The organism is Bradyrhizobium nitroreducens (assembly GCF_002776695.1).
GTDB classification, from domain to species: Bacteria; Pseudomonadota; Alphaproteobacteria; order Rhizobiales; family Xanthobacteraceae; genus Bradyrhizobium; species Bradyrhizobium nitroreducens.
Genome location: NZ_LFJC01000003.1, coordinates 2846480 through 2865965, shown reverse-complemented (window position 1 = coordinate 2865965; position 19486 = coordinate 2846480). Strand labels below are relative to the sequence as shown.

Genomic DNA, 19486 nt, shown 5'->3' with positions numbered 1-19486 from the left:
GCCGCCGTCTGGGCCGCCAAGCGCGACCCCGCTTTTGTCGATGTGGTGCGCCGACATCTGCGCATCCCCGGTCATCTCAACAGCTGAGCTCTCGGTCATGATGAACCTTGCCGAATATCACCATTCCAGCGCTCGGCTCGCAGACTTCCTGCCCTGGGCAGCCCTGGTCGACGAGGGAATCATCCTGAACAAGGACGGCTCGTTCCAGCGGACGGCGAAGTTCCGGGGGCCTGACCTCGACAGCGCAGTGCCGGCTGAGCTTGTCGCCGTTGCCGGTCGTTTGAATAACGCCTTGCGTCGCCTGGGATCGGGCTGGGCCGTATTCGTCGAGGCGCAGCGTCATTTTGCGGGGACCTACCCGCCTAACTGCTTTCCGGATGTCGCGTCTGCGCTGGTTGACGCGGAACGCAGGGCTCAGTTCGAGGAGGCGGGTGCGCATTATGAGTCCAGCTACTTCCTGACCTTCCTCTATCTGCCGCCGGAGGAGGGAGCCGCGAGGGCAGAGAGACTGCTTTACGAGGGGCGTGATCGTACCGTTGGCGCCGACGCGCGCGAGATCCTCCGCGGGTTTATCGACCAAACCAACCGTATGCTGCAACTCGTCGAAGGGTTTATGCCGGAATGCATCTGGCTCGATGATCAGGACACGCTGACCTACCTGCACTCGACGATTTCGACCAAGCGTCATCGCGTTCGGGTGCCAGAAATTCCGATGTACATCGATGCGCTGTTGGCTGACCAGCCGCTGACCGGTGGGCTCGAGCCGATGCTGGGTTCGGCCAATGTGCGGGTTCTGACGATCGTGGGCTTTCCGGGGGCGACGACCCCAGGAGTTCTGGATGACCTGAATCGCCTGGCGTTTTCATATCGGTGGTCGACCCGTGCGATCATGCTCGACAAGACCGATGCCACCAAGCTGCTGACCAAAATCCGCCGCCAGTGGTTCGCGAAGAGAAAATCCATCGGCGTCATCCTCAAGGAGGTCATGACCAACGAGGCATCGACGCTGCTCGATACCGACGCTCACAACAAGGCGATAGATGCCGACGCGGCTTTGCAGGAACTGGGGTCGGATCAGATCGGGCAAGCATTTGTCACCGCAACCATCACCGTATGGGACGGTGATCCCAATGCTGCTGATGAAAAGCTCCGCCTGGTCGAGAAGGTCATTCAGGGGCGCGATTTTACCTGCATGATCGAGACGGTGAACGCCGTCGAAGCCTGGCTCGGCAGCCTGCCGGGGCATGTCTATGCGAACGTGCGGCGGCCACCGGTATCGACCCTCAACCTCGCCCATATGATTCCGATGTCGGCCGTGTGGGCCGGCGAGGCGAGGGATCTGCACTTCAAGGGTCCACCGCTTCTGTTCGGCAAGACCGAGGGATCAACGCCGTTCCGATTCTCACTCCACGTCGGCGACGTTGGTCATACCCTTGTAGTGGGACCCACAGGCGCCGGAAAGTCAGTGCTTCTCGCGCTGATGGCGCTACAGTTCAGGCGTTATCCGAACTCGCAGGTCTTTGCGTTTGACTTTGGTGGTTCGATCCGGGCGGCCGCCATCGCCATGGGCGGTGATTGGCATGATCTCGGCGGCGCATTGTCCGACGGAGGTGGACAACCCGTCGCCCTGCAGCCGCTGGCCTGGATTGATGATCCTTCCGAGCGCGGATGGGCGACGGAATGGATCGGCGCGATCCTGGCACGGGAAAAGGTCGAGATCACCCCGGAGGTCAAGGATCATTTGTGGTCGGCGCTGACGTCTCTCGCTTCGGCGCCGAGGGAGGAGCGCACCCTGACGGGACTGTCAGTTCTCCTGCAATCCAACTCTCTGAAACGTGCCCTGCAACCCTATTGCCTGGGCGGCCCGTCCGGCCGGCTGCTTGATGCCGAATTCGAGCGCCTTGGCGAAGCCCCGATCCAGGCGTTTGAGACGGAAGGTCTGATCGGAACGAGCGCGGCCCCGGCCGTGCTGGCCTACCTCTTCCATCGCATCGGTGATCGTCTCGACGGTCGGCCGACACTCCTGATTGTCGACGAAGGTTGGCTTGCCCTCGACGATGAGGATTTTGCCGGCCAGCTCCGGGAATGGCTGAAGACGCTTCGGAAGAAGAACGCATCCGTCATCTTCGCCACCCAGTCGCTCTCGGACATCGATAGCTCCGCGATCGCGCCCGCGATCATCGAAAGCTGCCCGACGCGCCTGTTGCTGCCGAATGAACGGGCGATCGAACCGCAGATAACAGCCATCTACCGCCGCTTCGGCCTCAATGATCGGCAGATCGAGCTTCTGAGCCGGGCAACGCCAAAGCGCGACTATTACTGCCAGTCCCGTCGCGGCAACCGGATGTTCGAACTTGGCCTTGGTGAGGTTGCGCTCGCATTCACCGCAGCTTCCTCAAGGACCGATCAGGACGCCATCACGCAGCTCCTCGCTGAACACGGACCTGACGGTTTCTTACCGGCCTGGCTTGAGCACCGCGGCGTCGCCTGGGCCCTGGACCTGATCCCCAATCTCGTCAATCTGGAGAAATCGCAATGAGGCATCTCGGCCTATTGGTGGCTGCTGGCACCATCGCTCTCACGGTTGGAGTCGCGGCACCGGCGCGGGCGCAGTGGATCGTCTTCGATCCCAACAATTACGTTCAGAACGTCCTGACTGCTGCGCGGGAGCTCCAACAGATCAACAATCAGATCACCTCGTTGCAGAACGAGGCGCAGATGCTGATCAATCAGGCGAGGAATCTGGCAAGCCTGCCGTATTCATCGCTGCAGCAACTGCAATCCTCGATCCTGCGCACCCAGCAATTGCTGGCCCAGGCCCAGCGTATCGCATACGACGTGCAGCAGATCGATCGTGCCTTCTCGACCAGCTACGCGCCGGCGACCGGCAGCCAGTCGAATCAGTTGCTGATCTCCAATGCGCAATCGCGCTGGCAAAATACTTACTCGGCAACGCAAGACGCGCTTCGCGTCCAGGCCGGCATCGTTGGCAACCTCGACACCAATCGTATCCAGACGTCCGCACTCGTAACGTCAAGCCAGGGTGCCAGCGGCGCGCTGCAGGCAACGCAGGCTGGAAATCAGATCCTTGCGCTGAACGCGCAGCAGCTCGTCGATCTTACTGCTGTCGTGACGGCGCAAGGTCGGGCGCAGAGTCTTGAAGCGGCTCAGCGCGCCTCGGCCCAGGATCAGGGACGAGAGCAGCTTCGGCGCTTCCTGACACCGGGGCAGGGCTATCAATCCTCCAACGTGCAGATGTTCCACTAATGACCGACATAAGGGCATTCAAGGCGTTGTCGCTGCTGACGACAATCGGCGTGTTGGTCGTCACTGCCTGCACGATTCAGCTTCGCGGCGGTGACAAGACGCTCGCGATGCCGAAGGGAGAGCAGACGACAGATGAAGCGAACTCTGACCTCGCGCGCTGCCGCAGCGTCACTGCGGTCCAAACTGCAGATTATCAGCATTGCAGGCACGTCTGGGCCGAAAACCGGAGACGCTTCTTCAAGAAGAACGGTCCCGCGGATCCTGGCCAAGACGATTCCACCGCAGGCTTGGCGTCCGCCCCAAAGGATCAGAGCCGAGTCCCACAAGGATATCCGCCCCTGGCTTTACCTGAAGCGAGCAAGCCATGACCAATACGGGCATCATCGACCAGTTCCTTGAAACATTCACGCGCTACATCGATAACGGCTTCGGGCTGCTGGGTGGCGACGTCGGATATCTCGCAACTACGCTTGCCGCGATCGACATCACGCTTGCCGCGTTGTTCTGGAGCTGGGGGCCGGACGAGGACATCATCGCACGCCTCGTCAAGAAGACGCTCTTTGTCGGCGTCTTCGCCTACCTGATCAGCAATTGGAACAGCCTGGCGCGCATCGTCTTTGAAAGCTTTGCGGGTCTTGGGTTGAAAGCGTCCGGCACAAGCCTGTCGGCGGGGGATTTCCTGCGACCGGGGAAGATCGCTCAAGTCGGTCTCGATGCCGGTCGACCGCTCCTCGATTCGATCTCCAACCTGATGGGCTACATCAGCTTTTTCGAGAATTTCGTCCAGATCGTCGTTCTCCTGTTCGCGTGGGTCGTGGTGCTGCTCGCCTTCTTCATTCTGGCGATCCAGCTCTTCGTCACGCTGATCGAGTTCAAGCTCACGACACTGGCCGGATTCGTGCTCATTCCCTTTGGCTTGTTTGGCAAGACCGCATTCGCGGCGGAGCGCGTTCTGGGCAACGTCATATCTTCCGGCATCAAGATCCTGGTCCTGGCCGTCATCGTCGGCATCGGCTCCACCCTATTCTCGCAGTTCACCGCAGGTTTCGGCGGTGCACAGCCGACCATCGAAGACGCGATGACGCTGGTGCTTGCGGCGCTTTCCCTGCTGGGCCTCGGCATCTTCGGTCCGGGTATCGCAAACGGCCTAGTGTCGGGCGGACCTCAACTCGGCGCCGGCGCCGCGATTGGAACAGGCCTTGTTGCTGGCGGCATTGTTGCGGCTGGCGCGGGACTTGCCGCTGGCGGTGCCGGTCTCGCTGGCGGTACGGTTGCAGGCGCCGCGCGCGGGGGCGGCGCTGTCATAACCGGAGCAACAGCCGCCTATCGAAGCGGCGGCGGCCTTGCCGGCTTGGCGGAGGCGGGCAGCTCGGCTGTCACGAGTCCATTGCGTCGAGCAGCGGCTGCCTTCGGAGGTAGCCAAGCGGGCGACCAAGGCGCGAGCGCTCCGGTCGAAGGGCAGCCTGATTGGGCTCGCCGCATGAAGCGTGCTCAGACCATTCGGCATGGTGCCTCGGCCGCTGGCCACGCCGTCCGCTCCGGCGATCATGGTGGCAGCGGCTCCTCCGTCGATTTGTCCGAAGGAGAACGCTGAGACGCACGACTGCATCTCCGCCGCACAGCACGCCTCAAATCCACCTATCGCACGACTCGAAACCGATCACACGATATCAGGGGCAACCATCAATGTTCAAACGACCATCAGTTAACTACGGGCGCATGCCCGAGCCGATTACGCCTTATCAAAAGGCCGCGCAGGTTTGGGACGAACGCATTGGATCAGCGCGCGTGCAAGCCAAGAACTGGCGCCTAATGGCGTTCGGCTGTTTGATGCTGTCGGCCGGTCTCGCTGGCAGCCTTGTCTGGCAATCCAGCCAAGGCTCGATCACGCCCTGGGTAGTCGAAGTCGATCATCTCGGCCAAGCCCAAAGGGTTGCGCCCGCCAATATCGACTATCAGCCTACGGACGCGCAGATCGCATACCATCTGGCGCGCTTCATCGAGGATGTCAGAAGCCTGCCCGCCGACGGAATCGTTCTGCGCCAAAACTGGCTCCGGGCCTATGATTTCACAACCGATCGCGGCGCCGCTGCACTCAACGACTACGCGCGTAACAATGACCCCTTTGCCAAGTTGGGCAAGGCCCAGATCTCCGTTGACGTCTCGAGCGTCATTCGCGCGTCTTCAGAAAGCTTTCGGGTCGCATGGACTCAACGCAGTTACGACAGCGGCTCGCTGAGTTCGACCGAACGTTGGACTGCAATCCTCACGATCGTGATCGAGACGCCGCGCGATGCCGAACGCCTGCGCAAGAATCCCCTTGGCGTCTATGTCCGCGCCATCAACTGGTCAAAGGAGTTGAGTCAGTGACCAAGACGCCGCATGACGTTCATTCGAATCGTCCCATCGCACACAGCAGGCTCAATTCGGCTTGGTCCGAACTCGTGACCGCGAAGCGAGCAGTCCTGCTTGCTCTCCTGCTTGGTTCCTCGGCGTTTGGTGGGTGCGCGACCTACATTCCGCCGGAGATCAGCTATGACGCTGAAGTTCCTCCGTTGCCGGCGACGCCAGCGGCTCTCGACGATAGATCGCGACCGCTTCACGTTCCACCCCTCTGGAAGCCGGCTCTCGGCGGCAAGTCGGGAGGGAAGGAAGACGCTGAACCCGTGAGCCGGGTTGAGACGGCAAATAGCGCAGCCCGGGTCGAACCGCGCAAGCGAGGGTACTTCAACGCAGCGCAGATCTACGCCTACAGCCCCGGGGCGCTCTATCAGATCTATGCCGCGCCGGGGCAGATCACGGATATTGCACTCGAGGAGGGAGAGCAGTTGACGGGATCAGGGCCTATCGCGGCCGGAGATACCGTGCGCTGGGTCGTCGGCGATACAGAGAGCGGGAGCGGCGACACGCGGCGGGTCCATATCCTGGTTAAGCCAACCCGCGCATCGATTGAGACCAATCTCGTCGTAAATACCGACCGGCGCACCTACCTGATCGAGCTCCGCTCCCGGGAGCGGCCATACATGCCATCTGTCGCCTGGTACTATCCGGAAACAGCGCGCGAACGGTCCCGTTCAGTCGCTCTGAAACCTGTTCTTCCGGATCCGGCGCAGCGTATCTCCCGCTATGCCATCGAAGGGGATAGTCCGCCCTGGCGGCCGCTCGCCGTGTATGACGATGGCCGCAAGGTCTACGTCGAATTCCCGCAGGGCATTGTCCAGGGTGAGATGCCACCGCTGTTTGTCATCGGCCCAGACGGCAAGACCGAACTCGTCAACTATCGGGCCTACGGCAACGTGTTGATCGTCGATCGGCTGTTTGCAGCCGCGGAACTCCGGCTCGGCGGTGAACACCAACAGAAGGTCAGAATTGTCAGGACCGACGGGAGGCCGTCGTCATGAACAGCCGGAATGGAAACGATCAAGAGCAATCAGCACCGGCGAAGACACAAGAGGAACAGTCCAGGAGCTTTCGCCTTAGAGGCGAGCATCCGCGCGTGACGCGGTTGTCGAGAAAAGTGCTGGCCGGAGGAAGTGCGGTTGCCCTGCTGGTTATCGGCGGAGCGGTCCTGTGGTCGCTGCAGGGCAATCGCTCCCGAAACCAGGCGGCTGATGAGCTTTACAGCACTGACCATCATAATGTCGCCGACGGTATTACGACGCTGCCGAAGGACTATGCTGGCATTCCGCGCCAACCACTACCGCAGCTTGGTCCGCCGCTCCCCGGGGACCTCGGTCGACCGATCCTTGCCGCTCAAGGCCAGTCTCCCGCGATCGGCGCTGATCCGGACCAGCAGCGCCGGGATCAAGAGACCGAGGCAGCCCGCATTAGTCATCTATTCGCTTCGACCAATGGACGAGAAGTGCGTCCGTCAGCCGGTGCCGTTGTTGGCAGCGAGCGCGTCGTGCCGCCGAACGCAACGAGCGCCGACGACGATGGGGCCGGGCAAAACGGTCAGGACCGCAAGCTTGCCTTCGTAAACGCCTCGGTAGACCGTCGCACGGTAAGCCCTGACCGCGTCACCAAGCCCGCTTCACCCTACATCGTGCAGGCTGGAACGGTAATTCCGGGAGCGCTGATCACGGGGATCCGATCGGACCTGCCAGGCCAAATCACCGCGCAGGTAACTGAAAATGTTTTCGACACGCCGACCGGCCGTTTTCTTCTTGTGCCTCAGGGAGCGCGTCTGATCGGGATTTACGACAGCCAGGTCGCTTTCGGTCAGTCCCGCGTCCTGCTCGTCTGGACCCGGCTGATCATGCCGAATGGACGTTCTATCGTTCTCGAGCGACAGCCTGGCGCTGACACAGCCGGGTATGCAGGCCTCGAAGATCAGGTCGACAATCACTGGGGCGAGCTATTCAAGGCTGCGGCACTATCGACGTTTCTGGCGGTCGGGACCGAACTGGGGGCTGGCTCGGATACCAACAGCAACGACAGCGCAATCATCCAGGCATTGCGACACGGCGGTTCGGACTCACTAAACCAGACCGGACAGCAGGTGGTTCGGCGCAGCCTCAACATCCAGCCCACGCTGACCGTGCGACCTGGTTTCCCGGTTCGTGTTGTCGTCAATCGCGACCTCATACTAGCGCCGTACGGAGGATAGGGGATGTCCAAGCTTAGAATAGGAGCATTGCCAGACGACAAGCCGGTCAAGGTCACCGTTGAGCTCCCGGCATCAGTGCACAGGGATCTCATTGCCTATGCAGAGGCCGTGGCACGCGAAAGCGGACAGCGTATCGATCCAGCGAAGCTGATCGCGCCCATGCTGGCGCGCTTCATGGCCACGGACCGCGGGTTCGCAAAGGCGAGACGAGCCGGTCACTCCCCGAGAGCCGGCGAAGCTGAGGGATAGCGCTCTGCCAGCAGGTTGAGGAAACGCTTCAGAACCGGATTTTCATTGTCCTCGCGCCAATGCGCATAGAAATCCACCCGGCTTGGTCCCGCTCCGTCTTGCAACTCCCGGTACACAAGGCCAGCGAAACTTGCACCAATATCCGATTCCATCACCAGACTGAGCCCCATGCCCATACTTGTCAGACTCTTGATGATGCCACGGCTTACGTCATGGCGCTCTACCTTGGGGCGATCGTCGGGTAGCACGAGCTTCGAAATTAAGAGGTCCTCGAGCTCTCGTCCGGGATCATACTCACTTAGAAGGATCTTTTCGTTACGCAAATCGGTCCAATAAACAATTTCACGTGCTGCCAGGCAGTGATCCTGAGGCAACGAGATCAGGATACGTTCGCTCCAGAGCAGAAGTGATCTGGTGTCTTTTGAAGGGAGACGTCCGGGGCTAACGACAACGTCGGCGTTTCCGTTACGGAGGGCAGTCATCAGGCGGAAGCGAGAGCGTTCCATCGTTGCCAGTTCGAGCCGTGGTAGCAGCTTCTTGAGCTCACCTATCGTCGCTCGCAAATTACCGGTGGACATGGATGTGAAGAAGCCGATGACAAGATGGCCGGTATCGCCGCGACCACCGGACCTTCCTGTGTCAACGAGCATGTCGACTTGCTCCAAGATCAACCGCGCAATTCGCAGAACCGCTCGGCCGGCCAGCGTGGGCTTGATTCCCCCGCTGGAGCGCTCGAACAGTGAAGTCCCAACCAGATACTCGAGCTGACCGATAGATCGGCTTAGGACCGTGTGCTTGATCGAAAGCACTTCAGCAGCTCGTCGAAAGCTCCCGTAGTCGCAGGCAGCCACAGCTAATCGAAGCTGTTGTAGGTCAATGGCTCTAGCTGCGCTCCGCCGATTGCTTCTTATGTCAGTTTCGCTCATGTCTCTAACTCGGCGGCAAACCGGCACACGCAGCGCCCCTGCTTTACACAGGGACGCGCATCTTGCTTGCTGGGTTGATCGTTCTAGGCGGCTGCGAAAATGACCGGCGTCCAAAGAACCGGCCTCGAAAGGCCACCGGCTCTACGAAGGTTCGCTAGAATCTCACTCGAAACGGTAAGATAGCCTGCCACTGCCAGGGTGCTGCCGATTGAACGAGGAATGCCAATGCGCCGCAGCGGCCAACTGGCCCGCCGAAGGATTCTTTCCATTCGGACGTCTGTAACGGTAACGATATCCGTGAGCTGTCGTGATAGCCCAAACTCGACCATTCCAGCGAACAGCTCGTAAGTGGCACGAGTTATACCATGATCTCCTTTCGGAGCGTCGGGAGCAATATCGATTGCGAATCTACTGCTTTCCCAAACGAGAGGAGTTGACGGCGCGGGTTGGCCGTCGAGAAGCGCGGGGAAGGTGTCACGAAGCATCGTCGGACCGTGGCTAGGGAGGAGCCGAACGGAACCTTGCACCCGACCATCATCCGATAACTGAGCTAGGTACGCTGGGTGAAGTGCATCGAACTCGTCGACCTCCATATCGCCGCTGACCTGAACGTCCCACGCCATGCGTAACTTGAAAACACGATGCCGCAGCCGATGCATCTCGACGAGCGTGCTCGAAAACTCCCCATACGAAGACGGTGTGATGAGCTGAATCATGATCCCTCCAAAGGTGTTCATCATCTCCTTTGAAGCGGCACCATTACTCCAGGTCATTACCTGTAGTTGTAGGGGAAGTGCGTCCTAATTCTGCTTGGTTTTGTTAGCAGCGGCTAGACGCGCCACCGCTTGCGCAATCGTGCGAACACCGAGCTTCTGCTTCGCGTTCTCCATGTAATACGCCACCGTGTTACGCGAGAGTCCGAGGATTTGTCCAATTTCCCAAGCGCTCTTGCCTTGAGCCGCCCATTCTAAACATTCAATTTCGCGGGGAGACAGGCGAATTCCATCTATAGCCGGTTCCTTTACAAGCTTGCGCTGTACGTGAGCATGAAAATACATCGCCATGAGCTGAAGTACACGCGACTGAGATTGGACGCAGTTGTCAAAGACAGGAGTGCCCCTGCGGCTGGCGAATGTCAGCGCTGCCATTGGGCCACGACCGTCATGTATTGGGACCGTAAAGCCGATCCGGATCCCAAACTGAGCTGCTTCATCAAGTAATTGTTGCTGAATCGACGAGCGTTGATTTGAAGATATCCCAGCTCCCCATTGAAAAGGTTCGACTGTTTGTAGGGCTCGAGTGATGACTGGGTCTATCAATTCATAGCGACTCTCAATGTAGCGAGAAGTCCACTCCTTTGGATACGTCGAGATCAGGCGCGGCTTTCGTTCATGGCCACCCGGTAGCGCAAGATACGCAAAACATGACAGTTCGAGAGCGCTAGCTACCGTCGCCATCGCCTCCGAAAAATCAGCGGAATTTTGCGCGCACGCTAATGCGTCTATGAAGTTTTGGAAGATCCGGTGCATTGGGATCGCCACATTTGCGCTAGGTCGTTCAAGGCAGTCGCGACAACGCCATCACCAGGCCGCCTTTTTGGGCTCGCGGGCTAGAAGGGTCGGGTCGGAGCACATCCAATCCATTGATTACGACGCGAAATCCACGTTTCGGTAGTACGCCGGTCATGACATTGAGTGCCGCCGTCTTGCCAGCGCTGTTAGGGCCCATGAGCGCGACTTCCGCTCCGACCCGCCCCGGGAGACCATCATGGATTGTCACATCGCCAACGCGCTCGCGCACCCCCTCGAACGCGACTGAGCGGGGCGACTCGATGCGCGGCTTGCTGGGTGCCTCCGACGGAATTGAATCAGCACTTCGCGCGAGCGAGAGACGCCGCAATCGCGCGAGAAGCAGCGCGACGGCAATTTGCCTTTCGCTGGTCGCTTGATGGCGTTCTTGTCGATGATCGCCGGGCCACGGATGCGACGACTGGAACATGGGTTGACACTGATCTGGCGGCAAATGAGGCAGGTTCTTTAGAAACGCGCCTTCAACTCAGTCCGGCCCGGCGTCTTGACCGCTTAGCCCTATCGGACAGATTCGCGACCTGGTCAGAAACCGCTGTTCGCGCCCATTGTCGAGCGAGAACATCCCGCCGCGGCCTGGAACGGCATCGATGATCAGGTCGGTGTGCTTCCATACCTCGAACTGGGCAGCGCCGATATAAACCGGCATTCCGCTGATATGGCCGAGCAGTATGTCGTGGTCACCGATGAGAAACTCGCCTTGTCGATAGCACATCGGGGAGGATCCGTCGCAGCAGCCGCCTGACTGATGGAACATTACCGGACCATGATCGGCAACAATTTTGGCCAACAGTTCGACTGCGGCGGATGTCGCGGTGACCTTGTCGTGCATGCCGAGAATTCTCCACGGTTCTTCTGGACCGGCGGCGCAGAGGGGCACCGCCGGCCGAAATCCGCTCGAAAAGTACCGAGCGATTGTCGACTTGAACGCGTTAGAAAAAGCCGAGCTTTTTCGGACTATAGCTCACCAGCAGGTTCTTGGTCTGCTGATAGTGGTCAAGCATCATCTTGTGGGTCTCGCGTCCGATTCCGGACTGCTTATAACCGCCGAACGCAGCATGCGCTGGATAGGCATGGTAGCAGTTTGTCCATACGCGCCCTGCTTGAATGGCGCGACCGAAACGGTAGCAGCGGTTTGCGTCGCGGCTCCATACTCCGGCACCCAGGCCGTATAGTGTATCATTCGCGATGGAAAGGGCCTCTTCGTCAGTCTTGAACGTCGTCACCGATACGACTGGACCGAAGATCTCTTCCTGGAAGATCCGCATTTGGTTGCGTCCGCGAAACACGGTCGGCTGCATGTAATAGCCTCCGGAAAGATTGCCATTCAACCTGGCTCGTTCGCCGCCAGCGAGCAGCTGCGCTCCCTCCTGCTTGCCGATATCGATATAGGAAAGGATCTTCTCAAGTTGCTCGCTCGATGCTTGCGCGCCGAGCATGGTGTCGCCATCGCGCGGATCGCCCTGTCTTATGGCAGCAACGCGCTTGAGCGCGCGCTCCATAAACCGGTCGTAGATCGACTCGTGTATCAGGGCGCGACTGGGACAAGTGCAGACCTCGCCCTGATTGAGCGCGAACATGACGAACCCCTCGATCGCCTTGTCCAAGAAGTCATCGTCCTCTGCCGCGACGTCCTTGAAGAAGATATTCGGCGACTTGCCGCCGAGTTCCAGCGTGACGGGGATGAGGTTCTGGCTCGCGTACTGCATGATAAGCCGCCCGGTCGTAGTCTCGCCGGTGAACGCAATCTTGGCGATGCGCGAGCTGGATGCAAGCGGTTTGCCGGCTTCGAGCCCGAACCCATTGACGATGTTGACGACACCCGGCGGCAGCAAATCTGCCACCAACTCCATCCAAAGCATGATGGATGCGGGCGTCTGTTCCGCGGGCTTCAAGACCACGCAATTGCCAGCCGCAAGTGCTGGCGCAAGCTTCCAACAGGCCATCAGGAGCGGGAAATTCCAGGGAATAATCAGCCCCACGACGCCGAGCGGTTCATGAAAATGATAGGCGACGGTATCATGGTCGATCTCGCCTAGACTGCCTTCCTGGCCCCGAATGGCGCCGGCGAAATAGCGGAAATGATCAATTGCCAGCGGCAGGTCAGCAGCACGCGATTCGCGAATTGGCTTGCCATTGTCCCAGGTCTCGGCCATCGCAAGCCGCTCGAGGTTTTCCCCCATGCGGTCGGCGATACGGTTGAGGATCAGCGCGCGTTCGGCAGGGCTGGTTCGTCCCCATGCATCTTTCGCGGCGTGCGCTGCGTTCAATGCCAACTCCACGTCATGCTGGTCGGAGCGAGCGATCGTACAGATGACTTGGCCCGTGATCGGCGAAGTATTGTCAAAATACTTACCCGATGCAGGTGGGGTCCATCTGCCACCAATGAAGTTGTCATAGGTTGCGCGGAATGGAGCCCGCTTCGCATTTTGGGCTTCTGCCCCCTTTGCTTCGTCGCTACTTGTGAGGGCTCGTAGCGTGTTACCCGATATCGAACCTCCCACTAGCGCATAGGCTTCGATCTCGACTAGCTGCCAGGGCCGCAACATCGAGGTGACCTGGACAAGGGTCGAGGCCGGGCGGACGGTGTCAAAGGCCTCCAAATGAGCCTTTGCAACAGCATCCGCGTACATGATATCGCGAACATAAACGACCGTTCTGACCACGTCCGCGAGGCTTGACCCCGCGTTCTTAAGTGCGGTCGCGATTGTCTCAAGCGCGCCCTTGGCTTGCTCGTAGGCGCCGCGGCCCTCGTAACTCGCAGGTGCACACGTCCCAGAAACGTGAACCTGGCCATCCTTCACGACTGCGCGCGAATAGCCGAAAACATTTTCGTAGGCGCCGCCAGATGAAATATTGCGTCGTGTATCAAGTACGGAGTTGTCGATAACATTCATTCCACTCTCCCTTTACAATCCGGCTGCATCACGCAGGCGGTACCAGGTTTCGACGATAGGAACGGCGGGTTTGGCGAACGCCTGAAATTGATGACTCGGGAAGACAAGGTCGTTGAAAGCCGACTGGCCCTCTGTCTTGCCGAGAATCTGCAGCGCGATCTTCCGTCCGAAGTGCGTGGAGCGCGATACGCCCGTCCCGCAATAACCCATTGCGTAGTAGACGCCTTCAGGCGACCGGCCGAGATGCGGAAATTCGTCGAAGGTGTAGCCGATCAGGCCGCTCCATGCGTAGGGAACCCGTATGTCGCCCAACATCGGAAACGTGCGCAGAAGATCGCGAGCGAGGTGCGAATAGGCTGCAAGGACGGAGTCTCTCGCGAAGTGATTTGAGCGGCCGCCCCAGATCAGCCGGTCCTCGTCCGGGGCGGGGCGAAAGTAGAAAAATACCCGATTCGTGTTTCCAAAGACGCGCCTGTTCGGCATCAATCGCTGAAAGATCTCGGGTGCAATGACTTCGGTGGTGATCTGTGCGGAGCGGATAGGAACGATCCGTTTTCGAAAGAATGCGCCAATATTCTTGGTATATCCGTTAGTCGCGACGAGAACGTCCCGTGCTTGAATGCTGAAACGTTCGAAGTGCACCGTGTATCCGGCCCGATCCGATGAAATAGACCGCACAGGCATGTTGCCGTGCACGGCGCCGCCAGCTTCGATGACCCGATTGAGGAGACCCGCGTGATACTTGCCGGGATGCAGACTGGCGTCCCCGGGCAACAGTGACCCGCCATGAAACAGCTCGGTAGCGATCTCAGTGTGCTGTTCGCGTCGGCTAATCATGCAGGACTCGACTCCCGCATAACGCTTGAGATCCTCCATGTCCCGCGCCATCGCTTCATAGTGTTCGGCACGCATCGCGCCACGGAAGCGCCCACAACGAACAAACGAGCAGTCGATCTTCTCGCGTTCAATTAGAGCGTCGATGCCGTCAAGCATTTCGATGCCCTCGTGCAGCAGCTCGACAGCTTTCCGCTCGCCCTTCATTTCTATGAGCGTCTTCACTCGGAATTTTTGATTTCCGCTTCCAATCTGTCCGCCGTTGCGGGTGCTTGCGCCAAAGCCGGGAGCAAAGGAATCGACTACAACGACGTGCCTGCCTGCGCGCGCAAGAACCAAGGCTGCGGAGAGGCCGGTGTAGCCAGCTCCCACAATGACAACGTCTGCCTTCTTGACCGGTTCTGGCCAGGGACCAGGGGATGGTGGGGCGTCGCGCCACCAATAAGGTACCGCCTGGGTCGACCAATATTTTGTGCGGCCTTCAGAAAGCTCTGACAGCCGAATTCCGATCGGTTCGCTCTTCGAATGTGGATCCACGAAGATCGCCATGAGCGTGCCTCTCAAACTTTTCTTGACGTGTGCAGTTGCAGATAATAAAAACGACTTGCAGCAAATGCAAGAGTGCTATACAACGGTTTCAAGATAGGAACGACCCGCCGAGTGAGCGGCGCGGCACGGCGCGGAAGCTTCAAGGAGACTTTAAATGCATCTTCCCAATTCGTGGACCGGCGCGCTGGCCCCAGGCAGTCTCGCTACTCCTCGCGGGCTAGACCTTCTCGGAGCTCAGGCTTTTCTGAGGCAGGCGGGAGTTCGCTACGTCCTCGCACAATTCGTCGACTTGCACGGCGTGGCCAAAAGCAAGTCCGTTCCCGTGCAGCACTTGGAAGATGTTCTGACCGACGGAGCCGGGTTTGCCGGAGCAGGCGCGTGGGGGCTTGGCATGCTTCCGCACGAAGCTGAGTACATGGTCGTCTGCGAGCTGGACACGTTGACCGTGACGCCGTGGGCTCCCGCTTATGCGCGAATGATGGGCGTAGGAACGGTGAAGGGAGTCCCTCATCCGGTGGATACACGAAATGTCCTGAAGAGGCAGGTCGCGCGTCTGGCGGAGCGTGGCTGGACTCTGAATACGGGGCTGGAGCCCGAATTCATCCTATTGCGTCGAGATGCCGACGGAAAGTTGCTACCATTCGACGGTACCGACACGCTTGCGAAGCCGGCGTACGACTATCGAGGTCTTATGCGGGGGCGCAGCTTCCTCGAGCGTGTCACGGAATCTTTGCAGGCTGTGGGTGTAGACGTCTATCAGATCGACCACGAAGATGCGAACGGGCAGTACGAGATCAACTTTAAATATGCAGACGCGCTGAAGACCGCGGATCAGATCTTGTTCTTCAAGATGGCAGCCTCAGAAATTGCGAATGATCTCGGGGCGATCTGCTCATTCATGCCGAAACCCAGGAGCAGTTCCACTGGCAGCGGCATGCACATCCACTGCTCGATTGCCGATGCCAACGGGAGCAATCTCTTCCACGATGATGGAGATTCAAATGGCCTTGGCCTGACCAAGCTCGCCTATCATTTTCTTGGTGGCGTCATGGCTCATGCCAAGGGCTTGACAGCTCTGCTGGCGCCGACCGTGAACTCCTACAAGCGGCTTGTGGTCGGGCGCACGGTTTCCGGCGCAACTTGGGCGCCGGCCTTCATCGCGTATGGCGACAACAACCGCACGGCCATGGCCCGCATACCATACGGCCGGATCGAAATTCGCACCGGCGATAGCAGCATGAACCCCTATCTCGCCACCGCAGCCCTCATTGCTGCCGGGCTGGATGGTATCGATCGCGAGCTCCATCCGGGCGAGCCGAAGAACGTGAACTTCTATGGTCTGTCGCTCGAGGAAATTCGCGACATGGGCGTAGAGCTGCTGCCACAAACACTTGCGGAGGCGATCGGAGAGCTTGAAGCCGATCCTGTGTTTTCCGCTGCGCTGGGGCCTCAGGTCATCAACGAATTCGTGTCGCTGAAGAAGTCCGAGTGGTTGGAGTATCACCGGCACGTCTCGGATTGGGAAGTCGAGCGCTACCTCAGCTTCTTCTAGCTTTCGCTTTGTATTGGAGATCGCGATGTGCGGAATTGCAGGATTGTTTATCAAAAGCTCTCGGCTTAGGCCGGAGCTTGGGGCGTTGCTCTCTGACATGACATCAGCGCTGTGTAGCCGAGGGCCTGATTCCGCAGGTTTCGCTCTGTACACGACGAGTGAGCCGGGCAGGGTAAAGCTCACGCTCACATCTGTGAATGGAAGACGTGATTTTCAGACGCTGGGCGAGATCCTGTCTCGCTCGCTGGGGGCGCCGATTTTGACGACGCACCGCTACACGCACAGCGTTTTTACTGTCCCAGAGGAAGAGGTGGCCCAGTGCCGCGCTTGGATAGTGGAGAATGCGCAGGACATCCGGGTCCTCAGCGAAGGCTCCAATCTTGAGATATACAAGGAGGTCGGCTATCCGGATGATGTCGCGCGGAAGTTCGATATCCGGTCGATTTCCGGAACCCACGGCATCGCCCACACGCGCATGGCGACCGAATCGGCCGTGACCACCACCGGGGCCCACCCGTTTTCGACAGGCCCCGACCAGTGCCTGGTTCACAACGGCTCGCTTTCAAACCACGCCTCTCTGCGTCGTGAGCTCCGCCAGGACGGCATCGTTCCGGAAACAGAGAACGATACCGAGGTTGCCGCAGGCTACATCACGCGAGAGTTGCGGCGCGGCAGGGCGCTGGGCGATGCGCTGAAGTCGAGCGTCAATGATCTCGATGGTTTCTTCACCTTCGTGGTTGGTACCAAAAATGGCTTCGGCGTGCTGCGTGATCCGATCGCATGCAAGCCTGCCGTCATGGCGGAGACAGACGACTACGTGGCGTTCGCCTCCGAATATCGCAGCCTCACCGGGCTTCCCGGTGTTGCGAACGCGCGGGTCTTCGAGCCGAAGCCAGCAACGCCTTACTTCTGGGAACACTAAGATGAATCAAGTCGAATTGGGCTCGTGGTCGGGCCGCGACATCAGGACAGGGCGGGGGCCATCGGACCCGTTCACCGAGTTGGATTTGTCCGCTTTGTCGCTTCGCGAACTCAACGCCCGGCTTCAGGCGCTGAAGGTCCCGACGAATGAGACGTTCTGGCGAGTGCAGAATCCTAACGGTGCCCACGCAGTGGCGGTTGGCATCGATGCGCCCATTGACGTCGAAGTGGCGGGCCACGTGGGCTATTTCTGCGGCGGCATGAACAAGTGTGCTCGCATCGTGATCCATGGAAATGCTGGCCAGGGTGTTGGCGAGAACATGATGTCCGGGCTGATCCACGTGAAAGGGGATGCCAGCCAGTCTGCCGGCGCCACCGGACATGGCGGCCTGTTGTTGATCGATGGCAACGCGGGTGCTCGGTGTGGCATTTCGATGAAGGGTGTCGACATTGTCGTCAAAGGCGACATCGGGCACCTCTCCGCTTTCATGGCCCAAACCGGGCGTCTGGTGGCATTTGGTGATGCGGGCGATGCCTTGGGGGATTCGATATACGAAGCCCACATCTATGTGCGTGGCAAGGTCGAGGGCCTCGGGGCGGACTGTATCGAAAAGGAGTTGCGAGATGAGCATCGGGCGGAGCTGTTTGCGCTGATCGAGCAAGCCGGCGAAGCCCACAAGATCGATGTATCCGAGTTCCGCCGCTATGGATCGGCTCGCAAGCTTTACAACTTCAATATCGACAATGCCGGGGCCTATTGATGACTGCTCTTGAAAAGACGTGGGGGTATATCCCGCCGCGTCAGTCCGCAACGTTCGACGCGCACTCCATTGCGGAGATACGGCGTGCCGCCGCTACCGGCATTTATGACATTCGCGGCGGTGGGACCAAGCGGAAGGTCCCGCACTTCGATGACCTCTTGTTTCTCGGTGCATCGATGTCGCGTTATCCCCTGGAAGGCTATCGCGAGCGCTGCGAGACGAGCGTCGTGCTCGGGACGCGGTATGCCAAGAAGCCGCTACATCTGGCAATTCCCGTCACTATCGCCGGCATGAGCTTCGGCGCTCTTTCGGCTCAGGCAAAGGAGGCCTTGGGTCGAGGCGCAAGTCTCGCCGGAACGTCGACCACCACTGGCGACGGGGGCATGACTCCGGAAGAGCGCGGGCAGTCCAAGGCGCTCGTCTATCAATATCTGCCGTCCCGGTATGGCATGAATCCCGACGATCTGCGCAAGGCGGACGCGATTGAGATCGTGGTCGGCCAGGGCGCTAAGCCCGGTGGTGGCGGTATGTTGCTGGGCCAGAAGATATCCGATCGGGTCGCACAGATGCGCTCTCTCCCGAAGGGGATAGACCAGCGTTCAGCTTGCCGCCATCCGGACTGGACGGGTGCGGACGATCTGGAAATCAAGATACTCGAGCTACGGGAACTTACCGGCTGGGAAAAGCCGATCTATCTGAAGATCGGTGCAAGCCGTCCTTACTACGATGTCGCGCTCGCCGTGAAGGCGGGGGCCGATGTGGTCGTGCTAGACGGGATGCAAGGCGGCACCGCCGCCACCCAGGACGTCTTCATCGAGCATGTCGGAATTCCGATTCTATCGGCGATCCGCAACGCCGTTCAGTCTTTGCAGGACCTCGGGATGCACCGCAAGGTACAGCTCGTCGTTTCCGGCGGTATTCGTAGCGGCGCCGACGTTGCCAAAGCGCTTGCGCTTGGCGCGGATGCCGTTGGCATCGGGACTGCAGCACTGATCGCGCTCGGCGACAACGATCCGCGGTATGAAGACGAATATCGAGCCTTGGGAACGACCGCCGGTTGCTATGACGATTGGCAAGAAGGCAAGGACCCGGCGGGCATCACGACTCAGGATCCGGCACTTTCGGCCCGGCTCGACCCGGTCTTGGCGGGCCGGCGGCTCGCAAATTATCTCAAGGTGATCACGCTCGAGGCGCAGACGATCGCGCGTGCGTGCGGAAAGAGCCGCCTGCACAATCTCGAGCCCGAAGATCTCGTCGCGCTAACGATAGAGGCTGCCGCAATGACGCGTCTTCCTCTCGCAGGAACGAGCTGGATTCCCGGTCAATAGTTGCGGC

At 59.6% G+C, this 19486-nt stretch carries 17 protein-coding genes and 3 pseudogenes; 13 read left to right on the top strand and 7 right to left on the bottom strand.

What is annotated here, in order from left to right:
* The 9 genes and pseudogenes from TSA1_RS40645 to TSA1_RS14035 all read left to right on the top strand — a co-directional run.
* Positions 1–87 (top strand): annotated as a pseudogene (locus TSA1_RS40645) (VirB3 family type IV secretion system protein); the annotation flags it as partial.
* A 10-nt stretch (positions 88–97) separates the two neighbouring features.
* Positions 98–2539, top strand: a complete 2442-nt coding sequence (gene trbE / locus TSA1_RS14070) for a conjugal transfer protein TrbE (protein ID WP_100176902.1) — start codon at positions 98–100, stop codon at positions 2537–2539.
* Positions 2536–3267, top strand: a complete 732-nt coding sequence (gene trbJ, locus TSA1_RS14065) for a P-type conjugative transfer protein TrbJ (protein WP_100176901.1) — start codon at positions 2536–2538, stop codon at positions 3265–3267. The genes trbE and trbJ overlap by 4 nt, the downstream gene beginning before the upstream one ends.
* Positions 3267–3635 (top strand): putative entry exclusion protein TrbK-alt, encoded by a 369-nt coding sequence (gene trbK-alt, locus TSA1_RS14060; protein WP_100176900.1) that lies wholly within the window; start codon positions 3267–3269, stop codon positions 3633–3635. The genes trbJ and trbK-alt overlap by 1 nt, the downstream gene beginning before the upstream one ends.
* The gene (trbL, locus tag TSA1_RS14055; RefSeq protein WP_100176899.1) at positions 3632–4861 is read left to right on the top strand and encodes a P-type conjugative transfer protein TrbL; all 1230 of its coding nucleotides are present in this window, start codon (positions 3632–3634) and stop codon (positions 4859–4861) included. The genes trbK-alt and trbL overlap by 4 nt, the downstream gene beginning before the upstream one ends.
* Positions 4862–4953: 92 nt before the next feature.
* A complete protein-coding gene (trbF, locus tag TSA1_RS14050) occupies positions 4954–5637 on the top strand; it encodes a conjugal transfer protein TrbF (RefSeq protein WP_100176898.1) in 684 nt (227 codons plus the stop codon).
* Positions 5634–6668 (top strand): P-type conjugative transfer protein TrbG, encoded by a 1035-nt coding sequence (gene trbG / locus TSA1_RS14045; protein WP_174718897.1) that lies wholly within the window; start codon positions 5634–5636, stop codon positions 6666–6668. Before trbF ends, trbG begins: the two co-directional genes overlap by 4 nt.
* The gene (locus TSA1_RS14040; RefSeq protein ID WP_100176896.1) at positions 6665–7876 is read left to right on the top strand and encodes a TraB/TrbI/VirB10 family type IV secretion system protein; all 1212 of its coding nucleotides are present in this window, start codon (positions 6665–6667) and stop codon (positions 7874–7876) included. The genes trbG and TSA1_RS14040 overlap by 4 nt, the downstream gene beginning before the upstream one ends.
* Before the next feature lie 3 nt (positions 7877–7879).
* The gene (locus TSA1_RS14035; protein WP_100176895.1) at positions 7880–8125 is read left to right on the top strand and encodes a DUF2274 domain-containing protein; all 246 of its coding nucleotides are present in this window, start codon (positions 7880–7882) and stop codon (positions 8123–8125) included.
* Here TSA1_RS14035 and TSA1_RS14030 read toward each other — a convergent pair.
* The 7 genes and pseudogenes from TSA1_RS14030 to TSA1_RS14005 all read right to left on the bottom strand — a co-directional run bounded on the left by TSA1_RS14030 (position 8092) and on the right by TSA1_RS14005 (position 14917).
* The gene (locus tag TSA1_RS14030) at positions 8092–9051 is read right to left on the bottom strand and encodes a LysR family transcriptional regulator (protein ID WP_100176894.1); all 960 of its coding nucleotides are present in this window, start codon (positions 9049–9051) and stop codon (positions 8092–8094) included. The two genes, TSA1_RS14035 and TSA1_RS14030, sit on opposite strands and share 34 nt — an antisense overlap.
* An 83-nt stretch (positions 9052–9134) precedes the next feature.
* Positions 9135–9767, bottom strand: a complete 633-nt coding sequence (locus TSA1_RS14025; RefSeq protein ID WP_100181115.1) for an acyl-homoserine-lactone synthase — start codon at positions 9765–9767, stop codon at positions 9135–9137.
* An 84-nt stretch (positions 9768–9851) separates the two neighbouring features.
* A complete protein-coding gene (locus TSA1_RS14020; RefSeq protein WP_100176893.1) occupies positions 9852–10580 on the bottom strand; it encodes a LuxR family transcriptional regulator in 729 nt (242 codons plus the stop codon).
* Between the two features lie 526 nt (positions 10581–11106).
* The gene (locus tag TSA1_RS14015) at positions 11107–11469 is read right to left on the bottom strand and encodes a DUF779 domain-containing protein (protein ID WP_100176892.1); all 363 of its coding nucleotides are present in this window, start codon (positions 11467–11469) and stop codon (positions 11107–11109) included.
* 100 nt (positions 11470–11569) lie between these two features.
* Positions 11570–13051, bottom strand: a pseudogene (adh, locus tag TSA1_RS40260) (aldehyde dehydrogenase); the annotation flags it as partial.
* A 102-nt stretch (positions 13052–13153) separates the two neighbouring features.
* Positions 13154–13534 (bottom strand): annotated as a pseudogene (locus tag TSA1_RS40640) (Rid family hydrolase); the annotation flags it as partial.
* Positions 13535–13546: 12 nt separating this feature from the next.
* The gene (locus tag TSA1_RS14005; RefSeq protein ID WP_100176890.1) at positions 13547–14917 is read right to left on the bottom strand and encodes an NAD(P)/FAD-dependent oxidoreductase; all 1371 of its coding nucleotides are present in this window, start codon (positions 14915–14917) and stop codon (positions 13547–13549) included.
* A gap of 154 nt (positions 14918–15071) precedes the next feature.
* Between TSA1_RS14005 and glnT the strand changes: the two genes are divergently transcribed.
* Genes glnT through TSA1_RS13985 form a run of 4 tightly spaced genes read left to right on the top strand, consistent with a single transcriptional unit; the run spans position 15072 to position 19479 of the window.
* Positions 15072–16469 (top strand): type III glutamate--ammonia ligase, encoded by a 1398-nt coding sequence (gene glnT / locus TSA1_RS14000; RefSeq protein WP_100176889.1) that lies wholly within the window; start codon positions 15072–15074, stop codon positions 16467–16469.
* Between the two features lie 25 nt (positions 16470–16494).
* Positions 16495–17391 carry a class II glutamine amidotransferase gene (locus TSA1_RS13995; protein WP_100181114.1) on the top strand — a complete coding sequence of 299 codons (897 nt, stop codon included), beginning with the start codon at positions 16495–16497 and terminating at the stop codon, positions 17389–17391.
* Between the two features lies 1 nt (position 17392).
* Complete coding sequence (locus tag TSA1_RS13990; RefSeq protein ID WP_100176888.1) at positions 17393–18151, top strand: GltB/FmdC/FwdC-like GXGXG domain-containing protein; 759 nt, start codon at positions 17393–17395, stop codon at positions 18149–18151.
* A complete protein-coding gene (locus TSA1_RS13985; protein ID WP_100176887.1) occupies positions 18151–19479 on the top strand; it encodes an FMN-binding glutamate synthase family protein in 1329 nt (442 codons plus the stop codon). The genes TSA1_RS13990 and TSA1_RS13985 overlap by 1 nt, the downstream gene beginning before the upstream one ends.
* Positions 19480–19486 lie beyond the last annotated feature (7 nt).